The organism is Pseudomonas sp. E1BtOHC1 (assembly GCF_058744285.1).
This window is the reverse complement of the sequence record NZ_CP196023.1, coordinates 5,437,731-5,458,262: the sequence shown is the minus strand read 5'-3', so window position 1 is coordinate 5,458,262 and position 20,532 is coordinate 5,437,731. Positions and strand designations below refer to the sequence as shown.

The following is a 20,532-nucleotide window of genomic DNA, read 5'->3' as shown; positions in this document are numbered from 1 at the left end:
CTCTCACCTTTACGTTAACGTAAACCTGCGACCGAAGGCTGTCAATCGCCCTTTACGTAAACGTCAACTTGCGCCAGAGTAGCAGGGCTTTCGATTGGAGCCAGGCTCTTTCGCACCATCGGCCAGGCTCCTGAACACCCACTAATAAAGACAATAGGGGTCGTCATGGAACACTCGGGTTTCCAGCCGGATCGCAGTTACACCCGTGGTATGCAAGACAAGCCATTGCTGGCGCTGACCATCGGCCAGGCCTTCGACAACACCGTCGCTGCCTATCCCCAGGGTGAAGCCCTGGTGGTGCGTCATCAGCAGTTGCGCTACAGCTGGCAGCAACTGCGTGAGGCCGTCGACCTGCATGCCAGGGCGCTGCTGGCCCTGGGTCTCAAGACGGGTGATCGTCTGGGGATCTGGGCCCCCAACTGCGCCCAGTGGTGCATCGCCCAATTCGCCAGTGCCAAGATCGGCGCGATTCTGGTGAACATCAATCCGGCCTATCGCAGTTCCGAGCTGGAATATGTGCTCAAGCAATCCGGCTGTCAGTGGCTGATCTGTGCCGGGGCGTTCAAGACTTCCGACTATCACGGCATGCTGCAGGGGCTGATCCCCGAATTGGCGGAGCAATCCATCGGTCAACTGCATTGCGAGCGCCTGCCCGAGTTGCGTGGGGTGATCAGTCTGGATGCTCAGCCCCCATCCGGTTTTCTGCCCTGGTCGCAACTGACGGCCCTTGCCGCTGGAGCTACCGCCGAGCAATTGCAGGTGCGCCAGGACAGCCTGGATTTCGATCAGCCGGTGAATATCCAGTACACCTCCGGCACCACCGGTTTCCCCAAGGGCGCGACCCTGAGTCACTACAACATCCTCAATAACGGTTACATGGTGGGGGAGAGCCTGGGCCTCACCGCGGCAGATCGGCTGGTGATCCCGGTGCCGCTGTATCACTGCTTCGGCATGGTCATGGGCAACCTGGGCTGCATCACCCACGGCACCACCATGATCTACCCCAACGATGCCTTCGACCCGTTGCTGACGCTGAGCGCCGTGGCCGAGGAGCGGGCTAGCGGCTTGTATGGGGTACCCACCATGTTCATCGCCATGCTCGACCAGCCAAGGCGCGGCGAGTTTGATCTGTCGAGCCTGCGCACCGGGATCATGGCCGGTGCCACGTGTCCGATCGAGGTGATGCGCCGGGTCATCAGCGAGATGCACATGAGCGAGGTGCAGATCGCCTACGGGATGACGGAGACCAGTCCGGTATCGTTGCAGACCGGTCCTGCCGACGATCTGGAGTTGCGCGTCACCACAGTGGGTCGGACCCAGCCGCATCTGGAGAGCAAGATCATCGACGAGGCCGGCAATCTGGTGCCCCGGGGCACCATCGGTGAACTCTGCACCCGGGGTTACAGCGTCATGCTCGGTTACTGGAACAACCCCCAGGGCACCAGCGAATCCATCGATCAGGCCGGCTGGATGCACACCGGTGACCTGGCCACCATGAACGAGCAGGGGTACGTGTGCATCGCCGGGCGCAACAAGGACATGATCATCCGCGGTGGCGAGAATATTTACCCGCGGGAGCTGGAAGAGTTCTTCTTCACTCATCCAGCGGTGGCCGATGTGCAGGTGATCGGCATTCCCTGTGCCAGGTACGGCGAGGAGATTGTCGCCTGGATCAAGTTCCACCCTGGGCAATGCGCCAATGAACTGGAACTGCAAGCCTGGTGCAAGGAGCGCATCGCCCACTTCAAGACGCCGCGCTACTTCAAGTTCGTCGAGGAGTTTCCGATGACGGTGACCGGCAAGATCCAGAAATTCCGCATGCGCGAAATCAGCATTGAGGAGCTGCGCGAGCAGGTGGGCAGAGTGTGAGCATTGCTGGAGCGTGCATCGGGACGGGTGCACGCTTTATGGGCGAGAAGGGCAGGCCAAAGCCGAATCGCAGAAAGCACAAAGGGGAGCCGAAGCTCCCCTTTAATTTGTCGTTGCGTGCTCTTTTTTTATTATTGAGGGGCGGTCTATTGTTGTTTTTGGCAACCGTGGCCCTTTACTGCTGTTTTTGGCGATCCCCATCCGGGATCAAGAGCAAACGTATTTTTTTGAGCGCTGATCTAACGTGTCGCCAGAGCGATCCAACCAGTTCGGGAGCTACCTCAGGGTAGTTTTATTGTTCTCTGACCGGTTGCGGGTGGCTCTTGCAAGCCCTCCTGCACATTACATCCTCTCCAAAAAAATCTGTTAGCTGCGTCTCTGCCGTGTTGTTTTTGTTATGTCAGAGTCGTTACGTCTTATTCTTATTAGGTTTGCTGCTTTTTATTCTTGTTATGCCATAGAGATAGCAGAAGCCGTGCCAACTTTTTAAAATCCTTTAAATTCAACGACTTAATGTTTTTGTAGGACAATCTGTATCGCAAGAAAATCGACAAACTGTTTCCGTGTTACTCGTTCCCGCCGCCGTTTAGAGCGGCCGGTAACACCCGGCCGCACATTGGCTCACCCGGCGTTACGTGCCTTGGCCACACGAGAACCGCTGGGGCGTCCCAGTACCGTGCAGATCTGCCGGCCAGCGTCGATCAGGCGATCCATGTCGATACCGGTGTGAATGCCCAGGCCGTTGAGCAGGTACAGCACATCCTCGGTGGCGACGTTACCGCTGGCGCCCTTGGCATAGGGGCAGCCGCCGAGGCCGGCGATCGAACTGTCGAACACCGCGATGCCCTCCAGCAGGCTGGCGTAGACGTTGGCCAAGGCTTGGCCATAGGTGTCGTGGAAGTGGCCGGCGAGCTTCTCCCGTGGCACCTGGGCGCCCACCACTTCGAACATTCTGCGGGTGGCGCCGGCGGTGCCAGTGCCGATGGTGTCGCCCAGGGACACTTCGTAGCAGCCCATGGCGTACAGCTCACGGGCCACCAGGGCCACTTGCTCCGGGGCTACCTCACCTTCGTAAGGGCAGCCCAGCACACAGGACACATACCCGCGCACACTGACGCCGTTCTGTTTGGCGGCTTCCATGATCGGCACGAAGCGCTGCAGGCTTTCGCTGATGGAACAGTTGATGTTGCGTTGGGAGAAGGACTCCGATGCGGCGGCGAACACTGCGACTTCCTTGACCCCCGCTGCCAGCGCGTCCTCGAAGCCCCGCAGGTTCGGCGCCAGCGCGCCATAGACCACCCCCGGCTTGCACTGAATGCGGGCGAAGACCTCGGCCGAGCCGGCCATCTGCGGCACCCACTTGGGCGAGACGAAACTGCCGACTTCTATATAGCCCAGGCCTGCCGCCGTCAGGGCATCGACCAACTGCACCTTGTCTTCGACGCTGATGGGCTGGGCTTCGTTCTGCAGACCGTCGCGGGGGCCGACTTCGATCAGGCGTACATGGCTGGGGAGTGACATTCAGGTTCACCTTCTATGAGGGATGGCGGATGCCGGCGCGAGCGGCGCAGGTGTCCCAAGGATTATTGTGCGGTGCTTTTCTGGTTCTGGATGGTTTGTTCCAGTGCCTGGGTGCAGCGCTCTTCGGCGGTGTCCAGTTCCAGCTTCATCTGTTCAATGTCGAGCAACTGCTGTTCGAGCTGCTCGCGCCGCTCGCCGATTTTCGCCAGCATGCTGTGCAACTGCTTCAGGTTGCCGCTGCTGGGGTCGTAGAGCTCGATGAGTTCACGGCATTCGGCCAGGGAAAAGCCGATGCGCTTGCCCCGCAGGATCAGCTTCAGGCTGACCTTGTCCCGGGGAGAGTAGATGCGTTCCTGACCGCGACGCTCAGGGGCCAGCAGGCCCTGTTCTTCATAGAAGCGTATGGCCCGGGTGGTGATGTCGAGCTCGCGGGCGAGGTCGGAGATGCTGTAGGTCTGGCTGCTCATGGAGGCGCTCAAGGTGGGACTTGGCGCTAAGCTAAAGGCAGGTTTACGTATACGTCAAGCAATCCGAGTCGATCCCGTTCGCCGGCAAGCCGGCTCCTACAGAGAGGGCTTGCCGGCGAAGGGGTCAGGCTGTTTGCTGGTCGAGCTTCTTTTCGTAGGCGGTAACCTGTTGGCACAGCTCGATCATCTGCTCGCGCATCCAACGGTTGGCCGGGTCCTGGTCGGTGCTTTCGTGCCAATAGAGGTGGGTTTCCACCGGTGGCACATCATTGACTGGCAGATTGAAGGCATGCAGTTCATGGCGTCGGGCAAAACGTTCCGGCACCGTCATGACCATGTCGGTCTGTTGCAGGACTTGCGAGGCCATCAGGTAGTGCTGGGAGCGCAGGGCAATCTTGCGCTGGATGCCCATCTTGCCCAGCGCCAGGTCGACATGGCCCAGGCCGCTGCGGCGGCTGGAAATATGGATGTGGGTCAGGGACAGGTAGTCGTCCAGGGTAAACTTTTCCTTGCCCGCCAGGGGATGGCCCTTGCGCATGGCACACACGTAACGGTCTTCCATGAGCTTGACGTGGCGCACCTGGGGGTCGGTGTTGAGGGGGGCATCCACGGCAAAGTCCAGACGCCCGGCCGCCAGTTCCTTGGTGGTCTCCCGACGCTTGGAGAGGAAACTCTCGATGATCACCGCTGGCGCCAGGCGGCGCAGGCGCTGGAACAGTGGCGGCAGGATTACCGCCTCGGTCAGGTCGGTCATGCTGATGCGATAGGTCTTGACCGCTTGCAGGGGGTTGAAGATGCGGCTTTCCTGCACCGAAACCCGTAGCAGCGACAGCGCGTTGCGCACCGGGCCGATGATGTTTTGCGCCATGGGCGTGGGCACCATGCCCTGGGCGGTCCTGACGAACAGCGGATCGTTGAAGGTCTCGCGCAGACGCGCCAGCGCGTTGGACACGGCCGGTTGGGTGATGCCGACGATCTGCCCGGCGCGGGTCAGGTTGGCTTCGGTGTAGATCGCGTCGAAAACGATGAAGAGGTTGAGGTCGACCTTGCTCAGATTCATGGCGCTGCACTCTTATTGTTAGGGCCTGTGAGGGAGGCTCGGAAGCCTTTCGGATCAGCCGATCATATATCGGTGATGAATGTTAATACACGCCGAGAATAGGCTAGGTAAATTTTCGTAGCTGATCTAGCATCGATTTCAGTCCCCAAACACCCGTTCTTCACAAAGGTAGAACTGCCCATGGAATTCGCCTATTCCCCCAAGGTTCAGGAACTGCGTGAGCGCGTCACCGCGTTCATGGATGCCTATGTTTATCCGGCTGAAGCGGTGTTCGAGCGTCAGGTTGCCGAAGGCGATCGCTGGCAGCCGACCGCCATCATGGAAGAGCTGAAACTCAAGGCCAAGGCTGAAGGGCTGTGGAATTTGTTTCTGCCTGAGTCGGAACTGGGTGCCGGCCTGACCAATCTTGAATATGCGCCATTGGCGGAGATCATGGGCCGTTCGCTGCTGGGCCCCGAGCCGTTCAACTGCTCGGCGCCGGATACCGGCAACATGGAAGTACTGGTGCGTTATGCCAGCGAAGAACAGAAGCAGCGCTGGCTGGAGCCGCTGCTGCGGGGCGAGATCCGCTCCGCATTCGCCATGACCGAGCCGGATGTGGCTTCGTCCGACGCCACCAATATGGCGGCCCGCGCGGTACGCGATGGCGACCAGTGGGTCATCAACGGCAAGAAGTGGTGGACCTCGGGCGCCTGTGACCCGCGTTGCAAGATCCTGATCTTCATGGGCCTGAGCAACCCGGATGCGCCGCGTCACCAGCAGCACTCGATGATCCTGGTGCCGGTGGATACCCCAGGGGTGAAAATCGTTCGTCCACTGCCGGTGTTCGGCTACGACGATGCGCCTCATGGTCACGCCGAAGTGCTGTTCGACAACGTTCGAGTGCCTTATGAGAACGTGCTGCTGGGAGAGGGACGTGGTTTCGAGATTGCCCAGGGCCGTCTTGGCCCGGGCCGCATTCACCACTGCATGCGCTCCATTGGCATGGCCGAGCGAGCCCTGGAATTGATGTGCAAGCGCGCGGTGAATCGCACCGCGTTCGGCAAGCCGCTGGCTCGCCTGGGTGGCAACATCGACAAGATCGCCGACTCGCGGATGGAGATCGACATGGCTCGGCTGCTGACCCTCAAGGCGGCCTACATGATGGACACCGTGGGTAACAAGGTGGCCAAGAGCGAAATTGCCCAGATCAAGGTGGTGGCGCCGAACGTGGCCCTGCGGGTGATCGATCGGGCGATCCAGATTCACGGTGGGGCCGGGGTATCCAATGACTTCCCTCTGGCCTACATGTACGCTATGCAGCGCACCTTGCGCCTGGCGGACGGCCCGGATGAAGTGCACCGCGCGGCCATCGGCAAGTACGAAATCGGCAAGTATGTGCCGAAGGAAATGCTGCGCAGCGGCCATTGATGGTCATGCAGCCGGCCTGCCGGGCGACGCCTGTGGCAGGCCGATTGCTGTGTATTCAGTACACCCAGACTTCCACGCGCCGGTTTTTGATCCGGCCCTCGTCGGCGTTGTTGGCTGCCACTGGCAGTTCAGCGCCGAAACCGCGGATCTCGCGAAACACCACCCCGCTTTTTACCAGTTCCCTGCGCACGGTCATGGCCCGCAGCTTGGACAGTAGCGCAGCGCGTGCCGGGTCGCTCTTGGCATCACCGAATCCGGCCAGAGTGACTTGCCGGTTCATCTTGCCGTGTTGGCGCAGGTAATCCAGGACGCGATTCAGGTCCTGGCGTGCCTTGTTGTCCAGATTGGCGCTGCCTTCTTCAAAGCGAAAGTTCACCGTCAGGCGTTGGGCCTCTCGGCTCAACGCCTGATAGGCCTTGGGCATCTGCGCGCTGGGTGCCACCTTCATGGCCTGTACGGTCTGGGCGATAAAGCCGTTGGCGGCGACGATGGCCTGGCCCTTGGTGCTCTGAGCAAAACTGACCAGAGCGTCGGCCCAGGGGTTCTGCCCATTGGGCGGCAGGTACAGGTACAGGCGCCGCGACAGTGGGTAGTCTTCGGTGGCGATCAGGCTGTTGAGGGGCGGCATGGGCTGGGAGTCGCCGTCGATAATCGCCACGGCCTTGGCCTGGCGTACGTAGGGCAGGCCGATGAAACCGATGCCTTGAGGGTCTCGGCTCACCGCGTCGGACAGCTGCTCGCTGGACTCGAAACGCTTGGCGGCGGGGTTCAGTGTCTTGCCGCGACGGCTGAGTACCAGCTCCTTGAAGGTGTCGTAGGTGCCGGACTGGTCATCCCGGGCATACAGGTGGATCGGTCCGCCCGTGCTCCCCAGTTCTTCCCAGGTCTTGATCTCGCCGCTGAACAGGCGGGCCAGTTGTTCGGTGCTTAGCTGGCTCAGCGGGTTGTGTGGATGAAGGATGATTGCCAGTCCGTCGATGGCGATGACCTGTTCAGCGCCGGGACTTTTCAGGTCTCCCAGGTTTTCCAGCTCCACCAGTTCGCTGTCCCTGATCGGTCGGGAGGCGGCTGCAATATCGGCCTGGGCGTTTTTCAGCGCGGCAAAGCCGGTGCTCGAACCGTGGGCGGCGACATCGACTCTGACTGTCCGACCTTGGGCGCTCTGTCCCAGAACGCGTTTCTCATTGTCCTTGTCGCCGGCCTCGATCCTGACGTCGCGCAGACCCTGCTGTTCGAGCAAACCCTTGACCAGCGCCGGGCCAAGTTGGGCACCGATGGTGTTGGAGCCCTGGATGTGCAACACAGCGGTATTTTCAGGTGCCAGGGGCAAGGCGGCGAACACCGACCAAGGCAGGGCATAGCAAACGAAGCCGATCAGAAACAGGCTGATGGTCCGGCACCAGATATCTCGTTCGCTGACGGTGGAAGCGCGGGGCATGGCGGCACTGGCCTTCTATTGAGAAAGAGGAGAGTGCTGGTGAGATTAAGTCAGGGAGGTGACAGGGATGTGACGGGTGGCACTTTCTGACCACAAATGGCGAAAGTCCTACGTCGTAAATAGCTGTTTTCTCTAGATTTTTTGAGACTTGTCCTAGAGACCAGTCTTCGAAGGCTGCGTAGAGTGGGCAACTTTGTCTGGCGGGGATTGGGGCGACTGCCAACGCGTCATCCCCCCGCGGATGCCTCGGCAGTGTTGTGCTGCTATTTCGTAGTAAGCAAAGGAGTTACAAATGAGTGCCTGGTTCGAGCTGAAGCAGTATGGCAGTGGTGCATGCAGATTCTTGCTGAAGACAAAGGAGGCGCAGACCATGCTTCAAAGCGACCGATTCCCTTGCCGGGACAGTGCCGAGGCAGCTCTCGGCCTGTTCCGCGCACACTGCTCTTCTCCCGAGCGTTACGTCAAGAAAATTTCATCGGGCGGTAAACCTTTTTTCAAGCTCAAGTCTGGCAAGGAAGTGATTCTGGTCAGTCACTTGTACGATTCGGAAGCCACCCTTGAAAACGCGATCAGCGCCATTGCAGCAGCCGGCACCACTGAGCGGGTTGAAGTGGTCCATCTGTAAGCAGTAGAAAAAAGCCCATCTAGTGATGGGCTTTTTTGTACCTGTCGATCAGCTCAACTCGAGCCAGATTGGCGCATGGTCAGAAGGCTTTTCCATGCCCCGCAGCTCATAGTCGACACCAGCGTCCTTGACCCGGGGCAGCAGCCCTTGGGATGCCATGATCAGATCAATGCGCAGGCCGCGCTTGGGTTCGTCCTCGAAGCCGCGGCTGCGGTAGTCGAACCAGCTGAAGCGATCGTTCACCTCGGGGTTCAGGTGACGGAAGCTGTCCACCAGGCCCCAGTTCTTCAGGCGTGCCATCCACTCGCGCTCTTCCGGCAGGAAGCTGCACTTGCCGGTCTTGAGCCAGCGCTTGGCATTTTCGGCGCCGATGCCGATGTCGCAGTCTTGCGGGGAAATATTCACATCGCCCATGACCACCAGGGGCTGGTCGTTGCTGAAGCGGCTTTCCAGCAGGTGCTGCAGGTCGTTGTAGAAGCGTTCCTTGGCCGGGAACTTGGTGGGATGGTCGCGGCTTTCACCCTGGGGGAAGTAGCCGTTCATGATGGTCACCGGCGTGCCGTTGGCATCGGCGAAGGTGCCCCAGATAAAACGCCGCTGGGCGTCCTCGTCATCGCCTTCAAAGCCTTTATGCAGGGCCAGTGGCGCCTGGCGCGAGAGCAGGGCGACACCGTAATGGCCCTTCTGGCCGTGGTAATGCACGTGGTAGCCCAGGGCCTGGATGTCGGCGAGGGGAAACTGCTCGTCGGCGACCTTGGTTTCCTGCAGGCCGATCACGTCCGGCTGGTGTTTGTCGATCAGCGCCGCCAACTGATGGGGGCGGGCGCGCAGCCCGTTGATATTGAACGAGACGATCTTCATGGTCGGCGGTCCTGGCAAAACAGCGATGCTAGCTGACTACGCCCGGGTCGACCAGCATGGCAGCCCCGCGAATGCGCTGCTAATGTCCTTGAGCGTGGGAACGATCAGCGCCGCGCCAGGTTCGTAATAACAAGAGCGCGGCCATTCGAGCCGGGTCCAGGGGAGAGTGACCGACATGCCTGATACCTCCAACGCCATCGCCGATATCCATATGCTCGACAGCGGCTATTCCCGCGAAGCGCGGTCGCTGCTGTACCAGGCCTATCGCCATGAACCGACGTTCGGTTTCATTTTCGAATCCGAGCGCGCCGGTTATGAACAGCGGGTGCGGGCGACGGTGCGCGAGCTGGTAAAGCAACATTTTCTGCAAGACCTGCCGGCCATCGGCCTGCTCGTCAATGACCGCTTGATTGGCATTGCCCTGATCGCCCCGCCGCAACGCCGCCTGGGCATTACCGAAAGCTGGGCCTGGCGGCTGCGCATGGTCCTGAGCACGGGGTTCCGGTGTACGCGGCGGTATCTGGAGTACCACGAAGCGGTGCAGGCTTGCCTACCCGGCGATGCGGTTCATGTGCTGCCGCTGTTGGGGGTGCACCCGCAATTTCAGGGGCAGCATTTCGGCGAACAGTTACTGCAGGCGGTTCACAATTGGTGTGCAGTGGATGAACATTCCCAGGGCGTGGTCCTGGATACGGGCAATCCGCGCTATCTGGAGTTCTATAAACGTCAGGGTTATGAGGAGATCGGGGAGATCGCGGTAGGGCCGGTCCGTGAGCACGTTTTCTTTCATGCGAACCCGCAGCTCTTACAAAGAGCAACAGCCTGATATAGAACTTTCCTAGCACTTGAGCGCTCTATCGCCCCCCCAAGCTCGTGATAGCATCCGCGCCTATGAAGTTTTCAGGAAGATTTACCAGCGGCTTTTTGCTGTTGTTCACAAGCTGTGCGGCGCTGGCGCAGAGCGAATTGGATGTCAGGGTAAAGCCCGCCAACGACGAGCTGAAGGCCAATGTGGAGGGTTACATTGGCGGTGTCGGTGATCGCGATGAAGAAGCCCTGCTGCGGTTCAGCCGGGGCGCCGAGGAGCAGGCGAAGAAAGCCGCCCAGGCGTTGGGCTACTACCAGCCCCATATCGAAAGCGAAGTGCGTGGCGGCGAGAAACCCCGCCTGTTGTTGCGTATCGACCCCGGCGAGCCGGTGCATCTGCGCAATGTGACGATCCGGGTCGAAGGCCCGGCGGCTTCCCTCAAGTCCTTCCGCACCCCCGACAGTGACCAGCTCAAGCCTGGCGCTGTGCTCAATCATGGCCGTTATGAAGATGCCAAGCGCCTGATCCAGAACCAGGCCTCGCGCTATGGTTTTTTCAGCGGGCGTTTTACCCGCCAGCAATTGTCGGTAGATCCCCTGGCCGGGGTGGCGGACATCGAACTGGTTTATGAAAGCGGTCCGCGTTACGCACTGGGCAAGGTCAGTTTCACCGGGGACTCGTTGTTTGACGAAGACCTGTTGCGGCGCATGGTGCCCTTCAAGAACGGCGCCCCCTACGACTCCGAGTTGATTGCCGAACTCAATCAGGCGCTGCAGTCCAGTGGCTATTTCGAGGGTGTTCGGGTAGATGCGGCGCCCACTGCTGCCGAGCATGAGGTGATTCCGGTAGCGGTCCTGCTGGAAACCCGCAAGCCCCGGACCATGGGGCTTGGCCTGGGTTACTCCACCGACGTCGGCCCCCGGGTCAAGGCCAACTGGACCCGGCACTGGGTCAATCCCCAGGGCCACAGTTATGGCTGGGAGGCGGAAGTCTCGGCGCCGCGGCAGAACGTCGGTCTGTGGTACGACATTCCTCTGGACCCGCCCCTGACCGACAAGCTGCGCTTTGCCGGTGGTTATCAGAACGAAGAAATCTCCGGCACCGATACCCTGAGTAAGTTGCTCACAGTGGGCCCCGAGTGGCACAGCAAGCTGCCCAGCGGCTGGCAGCGCGTGGTCTCGCTGAAGTATCAGCGTGAGGAGTATCGCCTTGGGGACGACTCGGGCCTGAGTAATCTGCTGATGCCTGGCCTGACCTATTCCTACCTGCGCAGCGACAATCGCATCGATCCGCACAACGGTTATCGCATTCAATTCGATACCAAGCTGGCCAAGGAAGGCGTGGGTTCCGACACCAACCTGTTGTACGGAACGGTCCTGCTCAAAGGCCTGACCACAGCCTGGGACAATCATCGCTTTCTCGGTCGTGTGCAGTTTGGAGGCAGCGCCACCAACGGTTACAAATCCATTCCGCCGTCCTTGCGCTTCTTCGCCGGTGGCGACCAGAGCGTGCGTGGCTACGACTACCAGACCCTGTCCCCGAAGAACTCCGACGGCGATCGTATCGGGGGTCGTTACATGGTGGCGGGCAGTGTCGAGTATCAGTATTCCATCGCCGAGAAATGGCGGATCGCGACCTTTGTCGATCAGGGCAACTCGTTCAACAAACTAGAACTGCCGAACCTCAAGACCGGGGTCGGTGTAGGGCTGCGCTGGGTTTCGCCGGTAGGACCGATCCGGGTCGACCTGGCCCACGCAATGAATGATGACGGTGGTATTCGCTTGCACTTTTCCATGGGGCCAGAGCTTTGAAGCGCGCTTTGAAGATAACGCTGCTGGCGATTCTTGCGCTGGTGATCCTCACCCTCCTGGCCCTGACCACGGTTCTGGGGACTCAGGCCGGCAGCCGCTGGGCCCTGGGCCTGGTGCCGGGACTGACCTTGGACAATTTCCAGGGGCATCTGGGCGGCCAGTGGAGCACAGACCATCTGCTCTGGCAGCAGGACGGCAGCCGGGTTGAGCTCGAATCGGTGAAATTTGCCTGGTCTCCTGCCTGCCTGTTGCGCATGACCCTGTGCATCGAGCAGTTGGAGGCCGATCAGGTCAGCCTTCAGTTCGCTCCCGGCAACGATGCCGAAGAAAGCACGGGGCCCATCAGCCTGCCGGAACTGCGTCTGCCCGTGGCCATCGAGCTTGGACAGGTACGGGTTGGCCGTCTGTTGTTCAACGGCAGTGAAGAACTCAAGGGGCTGCAACTGGCGGCGCACTGGACCGCTCAGGGCTTGCAGATCGACTCGGTGCACCTGCAGCGCGATGACCTGAGCCTCGACCTGTCCGGCCTGTTGCAACCCAGTGGCGACTGGCCTCTGACGGCTCAGGGTACCCTCGGTTTGCCCGCTCCTGGCGGTGGCCCCTGGGCCCTGGCTATGAAGATCGAAGGCGATCTGCTCAAGACCTTGAAACTCAAGGTCGACAGCAGTGGTTATCTGCAAGGGCAGTTGAGCGGTGAGCTGCAACCCCTGGTGGAGAACCTGCCGGCGCAGGTGCGAATCATTGCCGATGGCTTCAAGGCCAGCGCCGACTTGCCGGATACCCTGCAACTGGACCAGTTGGAATTGACCGGCAAGGGGGACTTGAAAAACGGCTACCAGCTCAACGGCAAGGCCAGTCTGCCGGCGGAGCAAGGGCCGGTGGCTCTGCGGTTGCAAGGCAAGGTCGACGCCAAGGGCGCGCAGATCGCCACGCTGGACCTGCGGGCCAACGACAAGCAAAGCCTCAATCTCAGCGGTCAGCTTGATTGGAGCCAAGGCTTTTCGGCCGAGGCGAAGCTTGCCTGGCTGGATTTCCCCTGGCATCGCCTTTACCCATTGATCGAAGAACCGGCCGTGGCGTTGCGCAGCTTCAATGCAGAAGTGGCGTATCGGGATGGCAATTACCTGGGCAACTTCAAGGGTGATCTGGATGGCCCGGCAGGCGCCTTCAGCCTGAGCAGTCCATTCAGCGGCGACTTGAGCAAGATCTTCCTGCCGCAGTTTCAGCTCACGGCCGGACAAGGCAAGGCCCAGGGGCACCTGAACCTGCAATTTGCCGACGGTGTGGCCTGGGATACGGCCCTGGAGTTGTCGGCCATCAACCCGGCCTATTGGCTGGCCGAGTTGCCCGGCACCTTGGCCGGCCCTTTGCGCAGCCAGGGTGAAATGAAGAATGAACAGCTCAAGGTCACGGCCGACCTCGACCTCAAGGGGCGCCTGCGGGGGCAGCCAACCGTGCTGCTGGCCAAGGCCGACGGGGCAGGGGAGCAGTGGAACCTGAGTGCCCTGGATATCCGCCTGGGGGACAACCGCATCAACGGCTCCGGCAGCCTGCAGCAGAAAATCGCCGGCCAACTGGACATCAAGCTGCCGCGCCTGGGCCAGCTCTGGCCGCAGTTGCGCGGGCAACTCAATGGCCGGGTAGACCTGGCAGGCACGCTCAAGGCGCCACAGGGCAAGGTGGACCTCTCGGGGCAGCAACTGGCCTTTGCCGACAACCGTCTGCAAAGCCTCAAGCTGGAAGCCACTCTCGACAGCGCACAACAGGCTCAGGTGGAACTCAAGGGCAGTGGGATTCAGGCGGGAGACACCCAGCTTGGCACCCTGACCCTGGCCGGCCAGGGCGATATCAAGAAACAGAAACTGCAATTGGACCTGCAAGGCCCGCTGTTGAAACTGGCCCTGGGGCTGGACGGCGCGCTGGATCAGGGCAATTGGCGGGGACGCCTGGCCAGTGGCGATGTACAGACCGGCGGCCAGGACTGGAAACTGCAGAGCCCGGCGAAGCTGGAGCGGCTGGCCAATGGCACCCTCAACTTTGGCGCCCATTGCTGGACCAGCGGTGATGCCAGTCTGTGCGGCGAAGACCAGCGATTGATGCCTGATCCGAAGCTGCGTTATCACCTCAAGCGTTTCCCCATCGACAGCCTGGCTCAATGGCTGCCCAAGGACTTCGCCTGGAAGGGCATTCTCAATGCCGAGGTGCAGTTGGACCTGCCGGCCAGTGGTCCCAAAGGCCAGATCCTGCTGGATGCCAGTGGTGGCACCTTGCGGGTCAAGGACAAGGGGCAGTGGCTGGACTTCCCCTATCAGGCGTTGAAGCTCGACACCCGCCTCAACCCGCGACGCATCGATACTCAGCTGCAGTTCGACGGCGGCAAGCTGGGAGAACTGATGGTTCAGGCACAGATCAATCCGTTGCCCAAGAGCAAACCGTTGTCCGGGGAGTTCCGCCTCAGTGGTCTTGATCTGTCCGTGGCGCGGCCGTTTGTGCCCATGGTGGAGAAACTCAGCGGCAATCTGAACGGCAGTGGTCGCTTGTCTGGTGGGCTGCTAGCGCCCCAGGTCAACGGCAATCTGCAACTCAGTGGCGGTCAGGTCTCCGGTTCCGAGCTGCCCATCAGCCTTGAAGACTTGCAGTTGAGCGCGCAGATCATGGGCGAGAGCGTGCAACTCAACGGCGGCTGGAAAAGCGGCAAGGCCGGGCAGGGCAGCCTCAACGGCAATATCGCCTGGGGGCGTGCCCTGGCGGTGGACCTGAGCCTCAAGGGCACGCAGTTACCCGTCACTGTCGAGCCCTATGCGGCGCTGGAAATGGCTCCGGACCTGAAGATCTCACTGCAGGACGACAAACTGGCAATCGACGGCAAAGTGCTGATCCCCAAGGGGCAGATCACCGTACGTGAACTGCCGCCGTCGACGGTCAAGGTTTCCGATGACACGGTCATCGTCGGCCAGCAGACCGACGAGGGTAAGAAGCCTATGGCCATGGCGATGAACATCGATGTGGAAGTGGGCCAGGACAAGCTCAGCTTTGCCGGGTTCGGCCTCACCGCCAACCTGCAGGGGCATGTGCACATTGGCGACAACATGGATACCCGTGGCGAGCTGTGGCTCAACGACGGTCGTTACCGAGCCTATGGCCAGCGCCTGACGGTGCGTCGCGCACGGTTGCTGTTTGCCGGCCCCATCGACCAGCCGTACCTGGATATCGAAGCGGTGCGCCAGACCGACGACGTGATTGCCGGCATCCGCTTGAGTGGCAGCGCCGAGCAACCGGCGACGCAGATCTTCTCCGAGCCGGCCATGAGCCAGGAACAGGCCTTGTCCTATCTGGTGCTGGGGCGGCCGCTGAGCTCCACCGGTGAAGACAACAACATGCTGGCCCAGGCCGCCCTGGGCCTGGGGTTGATGGGCAGTTCCGAGCTTACCGGCGGCATTGCCAAGAACCTGGGCATCCAGGACTTCCAGCTCGATACCCAAGGCAGCGGCAACAGCACCAGCGTGGTGGCCAGCGGCAATATCTCCGAGAAGCTCAGCCTGCGTTATGGCGTCGGGGTCTTCGAACCTGCCAGCACCATTGCCTTGCGCTACAAACTGAGCAAGAAGGTCTACCTGGAAGCGGCCAGCGGTTTTGCCAGCTCCCTGGACATCTTCTACAAGCGCGACTTCTAAGGCTCGCCGTCAGAGGAGGGGCAGCCCCCCTTCTTGTCCACGCCACCTCTCTCCAACAGAACAAGGCACCCGCCGGTTTCGAACCGGCGGCGCTGCACCGTTTATCAAGCAAATAAAGAGCAAGCTAATTATTGCGTTGACATTGGCTGCCTAGGCAGTAACATCTCGACACACACTCTCTGCCTAGGCAGCTAATTGGTGGTCAGATGAAGCATTTCGAACCCGACGATTTTCACAATTGCCATCTCGGCCTGCTGCTGGGGCGTGCCGCCTTGCTCAAGGACCGGATCATTGACACCCATATGGAACCCCACGGCATCACCGCCGCGCAGTTCAAGGTGCTGATCATCATGGCCCAGTTCGGTGTCGATACGCCAGCCGAGTTGTGTCGCCACCTGTCCCTGGACAGCGGTTCCATGACCCGCATGCTCGATCGCCTGGAGCAGAAGGATTTTCTCGCTCGCAAGCGTTCGGAAGGTGATCGCCGCCAAGTGCAGCTGGTGCTGACCGAAGAGGGGCAGAAGCTCGCCGATCGGCTGCCCTACATCGGCGCCAATGCGATGAACGAGCTTGCCGGTGCCATCTCTCCCGAGGAGTTGCGCACCCTGGAACAGATTCTCAAGAAAATTTTGCTGGCAGCCGGTGATCCGATCACCGTCCTGCGCATTGGTGATAAATGAGCAGTAAATCCTTGCGTACTCGCCTCAGCCTGGTGCTGTTGGCCATGAGTCTGGCCGGTTGTGCCAATTACAGCGGCCTGGATACCTCCGGCGTAAGCCTTGAGGCAAAAAGCCTCGCAGCTGGCCAGTCTCTCAACGGCGTGACCTTGTCGCCGGCCGCCTGGCCGCAAAGCGACTGGTGGAAAAGCCTGGGCGATACCCAGCTTGACGGTCTGATCCAGGAAGCCCTGCGGGACAGCCCGGACATGCAGATCGCCAGTGCCCGTGCCCATCAGGCCAGTGCTGCGGCCTATGCCGCGGATGCCGAGCGGATGCCAACCCTGGATGCCAGCGCCGGTATCAGCCGATCGCGCCTGGCCCGTGACCAGGACCCGCTGGGGCAGGGCGGGGCCTATTCCACGGTGCGCAATGTTGGCGCCAGCTTCAATTACAACTTCGATCTCTGGGGCGGCCAGCGCGCGGCCTGGGAAGCGGCGCTGGGGCAGGCCCGAGCCGCTGAAGTCGATCGCCAGGCAGCAAGCCTGACCCTGGCCGCCGATGTGGCGCGTGCCTACAGCGACCTGGGGCGTGCGCATATCGTTTACGACCTGGCTAACGAGGACCTCAAGCGTACCCGGCAGATGCTCGACCTGAGCCGCCGTCGCCTGGACTCCGGGATCGACAGTCAGTACCAGTACCAGCAGACCGAAAGTCTGGAGGCCAGCTCCCAGGCCAGCCTGATCGACGCCGAGAAGCAATTGCAGAGCGCGAAGATCGCCCTGGCCGTGTTGCTGGGCAAAGGTCCGGATCGGGCCGATGACATCTCCCGGCCCAAGGTCCTGCAAGCCAGCGCCGTAGCCCTGCCTTCGACGCTGCCTGCTGAACTGCTGGGACGCCGGCCGGATCTGGTGGCGGCTCGCTGGCGAGTGGAAGCGGCGAGCAAGAACATCGATGCCAGCAAGACCCGTTTCTATCCCAACCTCAACCTCAGTGCGCGAGCGGGCACCGAGGCGTTGCTGGGCGATGCGCTGTTCGGTTCCGCCAGTCGCTTCTTCAGTATTGCGCCGACCGTTTCGCTGCCGATTTTCGACGGTGGGCGACTGCGGGCCGACCTGGACGCTCGGGATGCCGACTACGACCTGGCAGTCGCGCAATACAACAAGACCCTGGTGTCCGCCCTGGGGGATGTCAGCGACAGCATCTCTCAACTGCGGGATATCGGACGGCAGATCGTCGCCCAGCAGCACGCCACCGACATCGCTCAGGATTCCTACAACACCGTGGTCCAGCGTTTCGGTTCCGGGATCGGCAACTACCTGGACGTGCTGAGCATCGAGCAGCAATTGCTGCAGGCCCAGCGCCAGCTGGCCACGCTGAATGCTCAGCAGATCGACCTGTCGATTCAATTGATGCAGGCGTTGGGGGGCGGCTTCGGCGCCCAGAACCTGGCTTCGGCCAACCCAGCCCCAGCCCCTCAGACCAAATAATTCGAGGTATTTGTCATGGTCACTGCCGACACTCAAACAACCGAAAACACCCCGGACGCCAGCAACTCCCGCAAGCGCAAAGTCATGCTCCTGGGGCTGACGGCCATCGTCATCCTCGGCGGCCTGGGCGTGTTCGCCTGGCACGAACTCTATGGACGCTGGAATGAAAGCACCGACGATGCCTATGTCAACGGCAACGTCGTGGAGATCACCCCGCTGGTCACCGGCACCGTGGTCAGCATCGGCGCTGATGATGGCGACCTGGTGCATGAAGGCCAGGTGCTGATCAACTTCGACCCCAACGATGCCCAGGTCGGCCTGCAGAGTGCCGAGGCCAATCTGGCCCGCACCGTGCGCCAGGTACGCGGCTTGTACAGCAACGTCGATGGCATGCGGGCCCAGGTGGCGGCGCAGAAGGCCGAAGTGCAGAAAGCCCAGGACAACTTCAATCGCCGCAAGAACCTCGCGGCCAGTGGTGCGATCTCCCAGGAAGAACTGTCCCACGCTCGCGATGACCTGACCTCGGCGCAAAATGCCCTGGCCAATGCCCAGCAGCAGCTCAATACCACCAATGCTCTGGTAGACGACACCGTAGTCTCCAATCACCCGGATGTGCAGGCTTCCGCTGCGCAGTTGCGCCAGGCCTACCTGACCAACGCCCGTAGCACGCTGATCGCGCCGGTGACCGGTTATGTGGCCAAGCGCACCGTGCAACTGGGCCAGCGGGTCCAGCCGGGTACTGCACTGATGGCGGTGATTCCCCTGGACCAGCTGTGGATCGACGCCAACTTTAAGGAAACCCAGCTGCGGGACATGCGCATTGGCCAGCCGGTGGATATCGAGGCCGACATCTATGGCAGCGATGTGAAATACAGCGGCACCATTGATAGCCTCGGCGCCGGTACCGGTAGCGCCTTTGCCCTGTTGCCGGCGCAGAACGCTACCGGCAACTGGATCAAGATCGTGCAGCGCGTACCGGTGCGTATCCACGTCAACGCCGATGAGCTGGCCAAGCACCCACTGCGGGTCGGCCTGTCGACCCTGGTGAACGTCAACCTGCGAGATCAGAGCGGTCCGGTACTGGCCCAGCAACCACCGCAAAAGGCTTCTTTGAGCACCAACGTCTATGACCGTCAGTTGGGTGAGGCCGACGCCCTGATCGCCCGCCTGATCCACGACAACAGCGCGACCATCGGCAAGACTGCCCAGCGCTGATTCGCCAATCCGTCAACCCTGGTTTCGTCTAGAGGCCAGGGTGCCAGCCCAGTTCCAAAGGATTCGCGATGAGCAATAATGCGTCTTTCACGCCTCCCAGCCTGCTGCTGAGTACCATCGGGCTGTCCCTGGCGACCTTCATGCAGGTGCTCGATACCACCATCGCCAACGTGGCGTTGCCGACCATCTCCGGCAACCTCGGGGTGAGTTCGGAACAGGGCACCTGGGTCATTACCTCGTTCGCCGTGAGCAACGCCATTGCCTTGCCGCTGACCGGCTGGCTGAGCCGGCGTTTCGGTGAAGTGAAGCTGTTTATCTGGGCCACGCTGCTGTTCGTGGTGGCCTCGTTTCTCTGCGGCATTTCCACCTCCATGCCGGAATTGGTGGGCTTTCGGGTGCTGCAAGGGGTGGTAGCAGGTCCCCTGTATCCCATGACCCAAACCCTGCTGATTGCCGTCTACCCGCCCGCGAAGAGGGGCATGGCCCTGGCGCTGCTGGCCATGGTCACGGTGGTGGCGCCGATTGCCGGGCCGATACTCGGTGGCTGGATCACCGACAGCTACAGCTGGCCGTGGATCTTCTTTATCAACGTGCCGATCGGCCTGTTTGCCGCCTGGGTGGTGCAGCAGCAAATGAAAGCGCGGCCGGTGGTGACCAGTCGTCAGCCGATGGACTATATCGGCCTGCTGAGCCTGATTGTCGGGGTTGGTGCCTTGCAGATCGTCCTCGACAAGGGCAACGACCTGGACTGGTTCGAGTCCAACTTCATCATCGTCGGCACGCTGATCTCGGTGATTGCCCTGGCGGTGTTCGTGATCTGGGAAATGACCGATCGTCATCCGGTGGTCAACCTGCGGCTGTTCGCCCATCGCAACTTCCGCATCGGCACCATTGTGCTGGTGGGCGGCTACGCCGGGTTCTTCGGGATCAACCTGATCCTGCCGCAATGGTTGCAGACCCAGATGGGCTATACCGCCACCTGGGCCGGTCTGGCCGTGGCACCGATTGGCATCCTGCCGGTGCTGATGTCGCCCTTTGTCGGCAAGTACGCCCACAAGTTCGACCTGCGCCTACTGGCTGGCCTGGCATTCCTGGCCATTGGCCTGAGCTGCTTCATGCGTGCCGGTTTCACCAATGAGGTGGACTTCCAGCACATCGCCCTGGTGCAGTTGTTCATGGGGATTGGCGTGGCGCTGTTCTTCATGCCGACCCTGAGCATCCTGATGTCCGATCTGCCGCCGCACCAGATCGCCGACGGCGCTGGCCTGGCGACCTTTCTGCGGACCCTGGGAGGCAGCTTTGCCGCGTCGCTGACAACCTGGATCTGGATACGTCGGGCGGATCAGCACCATGCCTACATGAGCGAAAGCATGAGCACCTTCGATCCGGTCACCCGGGATGCACTGAACAACCTCGGCGGTGCCAGCACCAAGGCCTACGCGCAGTTGGATCAAGTGCTCACCAGCCAGGCGTACATGCTCTCGACGGTGGACTATTTCACCTTGCTGGGCTGGGTGTTCATGGGCCTGATTCTGCTGGTCTGGCTGGCCAAGCCGCCGTTCGCCGCCAAGGCCGGCCCGGCGTCGGCGGGGCATTGATGCCCAGCTACCTTGTAGGGGCTGGCTTG

The 20,532-nt window shown here is 61.2% G+C and carries 15 protein-coding genes; 10 read left to right on the top strand and 5 right to left on the bottom strand.

The features are described 5' to 3' along the window. Positions 1 to 165: 165 nt before the first annotated feature. Positions 166 to 1,869, top strand: a complete 1,704-nt coding sequence (locus ACSSVC_RS24690) for an AMP-binding protein (protein WP_346635108.1) — start codon at positions 166 to 168, stop codon at positions 1,867 to 1,869. A 621-nt stretch (positions 1,870 to 2,490) separates the two neighbouring features. Here the strand turns inward: ACSSVC_RS24690 and ACSSVC_RS24685 are convergent. The 3 genes from ACSSVC_RS24685 to ACSSVC_RS24675 all read right to left on the bottom strand — a co-directional run bounded on the left by ACSSVC_RS24685 (position 2,491) and on the right by ACSSVC_RS24675 (position 4,917). Further along, positions 2,491 to 3,390 (bottom strand): hydroxymethylglutaryl-CoA lyase, encoded by a 900-nt coding sequence (locus ACSSVC_RS24685; protein WP_346635107.1) that lies wholly within the window; start codon positions 3,388 to 3,390, stop codon positions 2,491 to 2,493. A gap of 62 nt (positions 3,391 to 3,452) precedes the next feature. Next, a complete protein-coding gene (locus tag ACSSVC_RS24680) occupies positions 3,453 to 3,857 on the bottom strand; it encodes a MerR family transcriptional regulator (protein ID WP_102864696.1) in 405 nt (134 codons plus the stop codon). A gap of 124 nt (positions 3,858 to 3,981) precedes the next feature. Further along, on the bottom strand, positions 3,982 to 4,917 hold the full coding sequence (locus ACSSVC_RS24675) for a LysR family transcriptional regulator (RefSeq protein ID WP_221811545.1): 936 nt from the start codon (positions 4,915 to 4,917) through the stop codon (positions 3,982 to 3,984). Between the two features lie 180 nt (positions 4,918 to 5,097). On the opposite strand from ACSSVC_RS24675, the gene ACSSVC_RS24670 reads away from it, so the two are divergent. After that, positions 5,098 to 6,327: an acyl-CoA dehydrogenase gene (locus ACSSVC_RS24670; protein ID WP_346635106.1), complete on the top strand. Its 1,230-nt coding sequence runs from the start codon at positions 5,098 to 5,100 to the stop codon at positions 6,325 to 6,327. Positions 6,328 to 6,382: 55 nt separating this feature from the next. On the opposite strand, the gene ACSSVC_RS24665 is transcribed toward ACSSVC_RS24670, so the two are convergent. Next, on the bottom strand, positions 6,383 to 7,765 hold the full coding sequence (locus tag ACSSVC_RS24665; protein WP_492611588.1) for a substrate-binding domain-containing protein: 1,383 nt from the start codon (positions 7,763 to 7,765) through the stop codon (positions 6,383 to 6,385). A 292-nt stretch (positions 7,766 to 8,057) separates the two neighbouring features. Between ACSSVC_RS24665 and ACSSVC_RS24660 the strand changes: the two genes are divergently transcribed. Continuing rightward, the gene (locus tag ACSSVC_RS24660) at positions 8,058 to 8,390 is read left to right on the top strand and encodes a YegP family protein (protein WP_404937313.1); all 333 of its coding nucleotides are present in this window, start codon (positions 8,058 to 8,060) and stop codon (positions 8,388 to 8,390) included. 48 nt (positions 8,391 to 8,438) lie between these two features. Here the strand turns inward: ACSSVC_RS24660 and xthA are convergent, their stop codons facing one another. After that, entirely contained in the window at positions 8,439 to 9,251 is an 813-nt protein-coding gene (gene xthA / locus ACSSVC_RS24655) for an exodeoxyribonuclease III (protein WP_346635104.1), read from the bottom strand. A 175-nt stretch (positions 9,252 to 9,426) separates the two neighbouring features. Between xthA and ACSSVC_RS24650 the strand changes: the two genes are divergently transcribed. The 7 genes from ACSSVC_RS24650 to ACSSVC_RS24620 all read left to right on the top strand — a co-directional run bounded on the left by ACSSVC_RS24650 (position 9,427) and on the right by ACSSVC_RS24620 (position 20,503). Then, entirely contained in the window at positions 9,427 to 10,077 is a 651-nt protein-coding gene (locus ACSSVC_RS24650; protein WP_346635103.1) for a GNAT family N-acetyltransferase, read from the top strand. Positions 10,078 to 10,142: 65 nt separating this feature from the next. Then, positions 10,143 to 11,870 (top strand): autotransporter assembly complex protein TamA, encoded by a 1,728-nt coding sequence (locus ACSSVC_RS24645; protein WP_492611587.1) that lies wholly within the window; start codon positions 10,143 to 10,145, stop codon positions 11,868 to 11,870. Beyond that, positions 11,867 to 15,544 (top strand): translocation/assembly module TamB domain-containing protein, encoded by a 3,678-nt coding sequence (locus ACSSVC_RS24640; RefSeq protein WP_492611586.1) that lies wholly within the window; start codon positions 11,867 to 11,869, stop codon positions 15,542 to 15,544. Before ACSSVC_RS24645 ends, ACSSVC_RS24640 begins: the two co-directional genes overlap by 4 nt. 206 nt (positions 15,545 to 15,750) lie before the next feature. Next, positions 15,751 to 16,224, top strand: a complete 474-nt coding sequence (locus ACSSVC_RS24635) for a MarR family winged helix-turn-helix transcriptional regulator (protein WP_346635100.1) — start codon at positions 15,751 to 15,753, stop codon at positions 16,222 to 16,224. Further along, positions 16,221 to 17,690, top strand: a complete 1,470-nt coding sequence (locus ACSSVC_RS24630) for an efflux transporter outer membrane subunit (RefSeq protein ID WP_492611585.1) — start codon at positions 16,221 to 16,223, stop codon at positions 17,688 to 17,690. Before ACSSVC_RS24635 ends, ACSSVC_RS24630 begins: the two co-directional genes overlap by 4 nt. Before the next feature lie 15 nt (positions 17,691 to 17,705). Further along, positions 17,706 to 18,905: an HlyD family secretion protein gene (locus ACSSVC_RS24625; RefSeq protein ID WP_492611584.1), complete on the top strand. Its 1,200-nt coding sequence runs from the start codon at positions 17,706 to 17,708 to the stop codon at positions 18,903 to 18,905. A gap of 68 nt (positions 18,906 to 18,973) precedes the next feature. Continuing rightward, positions 18,974 to 20,503: a DHA2 family efflux MFS transporter permease subunit gene (locus ACSSVC_RS24620; RefSeq protein ID WP_346635097.1), complete on the top strand. Its 1,530-nt coding sequence runs from the start codon at positions 18,974 to 18,976 to the stop codon at positions 20,501 to 20,503. Positions 20,504 to 20,532: the final 29 nt, after the last annotated feature.

Excerpts from the sequence above, each read along its gene's own strand:
- ACSSVC_RS24690 (WP_346635108.1), top strand. The coding sequence starts at position 166 with ATGGAACACTCGGGTTTCCAGCCGGATCGCAGTTACACCCGTGGTATG.
- ACSSVC_RS24685 (WP_346635107.1), bottom strand. The coding sequence starts at position 3,390 with ATGTCACTCCCCAGCCATGTACGCCTGATCGAAGTCGGCCCCCGCGAC.
- ACSSVC_RS24680 (WP_102864696.1), bottom strand. The coding sequence starts at position 3,857 with ATGAGCAGCCAGACCTACAGCATCTCCGACCTCGCCCGCGAGCTCGAC.
- ACSSVC_RS24675 (WP_221811545.1), bottom strand. The coding sequence starts at position 4,917 with ATGAATCTGAGCAAGGTCGACCTCAACCTCTTCATCGTTTTCGACGCG.
- ACSSVC_RS24670 (WP_346635106.1), top strand. The coding sequence starts at position 5,098 with ATGGAATTCGCCTATTCCCCCAAGGTTCAGGAACTGCGTGAGCGCGTC.
- ACSSVC_RS24665 (WP_492611588.1), bottom strand. The coding sequence starts at position 7,765 with ATGCCCCGCGCTTCCACCGTCAGCGAACGAGATATCTGGTGCCGGACC.
- ACSSVC_RS24660 (WP_404937313.1), top strand. The coding sequence starts at position 8,058 with ATGAGTGCCTGGTTCGAGCTGAAGCAGTATGGCAGTGGTGCATGCAGA.
- xthA (WP_346635104.1), bottom strand. The coding sequence starts at position 9,251 with ATGAAGATCGTCTCGTTCAATATCAACGGGCTGCGCGCCCGCCCCCAT.
- ACSSVC_RS24650 (WP_346635103.1), top strand. The coding sequence starts at position 9,427 with ATGCCTGATACCTCCAACGCCATCGCCGATATCCATATGCTCGACAGC.
- ACSSVC_RS24645 (WP_492611587.1), top strand. The coding sequence starts at position 10,143 with ATGAAGTTTTCAGGAAGATTTACCAGCGGCTTTTTGCTGTTGTTCACA.
- ACSSVC_RS24635 (WP_346635100.1), top strand. The coding sequence starts at position 15,751 with ATGAAGCATTTCGAACCCGACGATTTTCACAATTGCCATCTCGGCCTG.
- ACSSVC_RS24630 (WP_492611585.1), top strand. The coding sequence starts at position 16,221 with ATGAGCAGTAAATCCTTGCGTACTCGCCTCAGCCTGGTGCTGTTGGCC.
- ACSSVC_RS24625 (WP_492611584.1), top strand. The coding sequence starts at position 17,706 with ATGGTCACTGCCGACACTCAAACAACCGAAAACACCCCGGACGCCAGC.
- ACSSVC_RS24620 (WP_346635097.1), top strand. The coding sequence starts at position 18,974 with ATGAGCAATAATGCGTCTTTCACGCCTCCCAGCCTGCTGCTGAGTACC.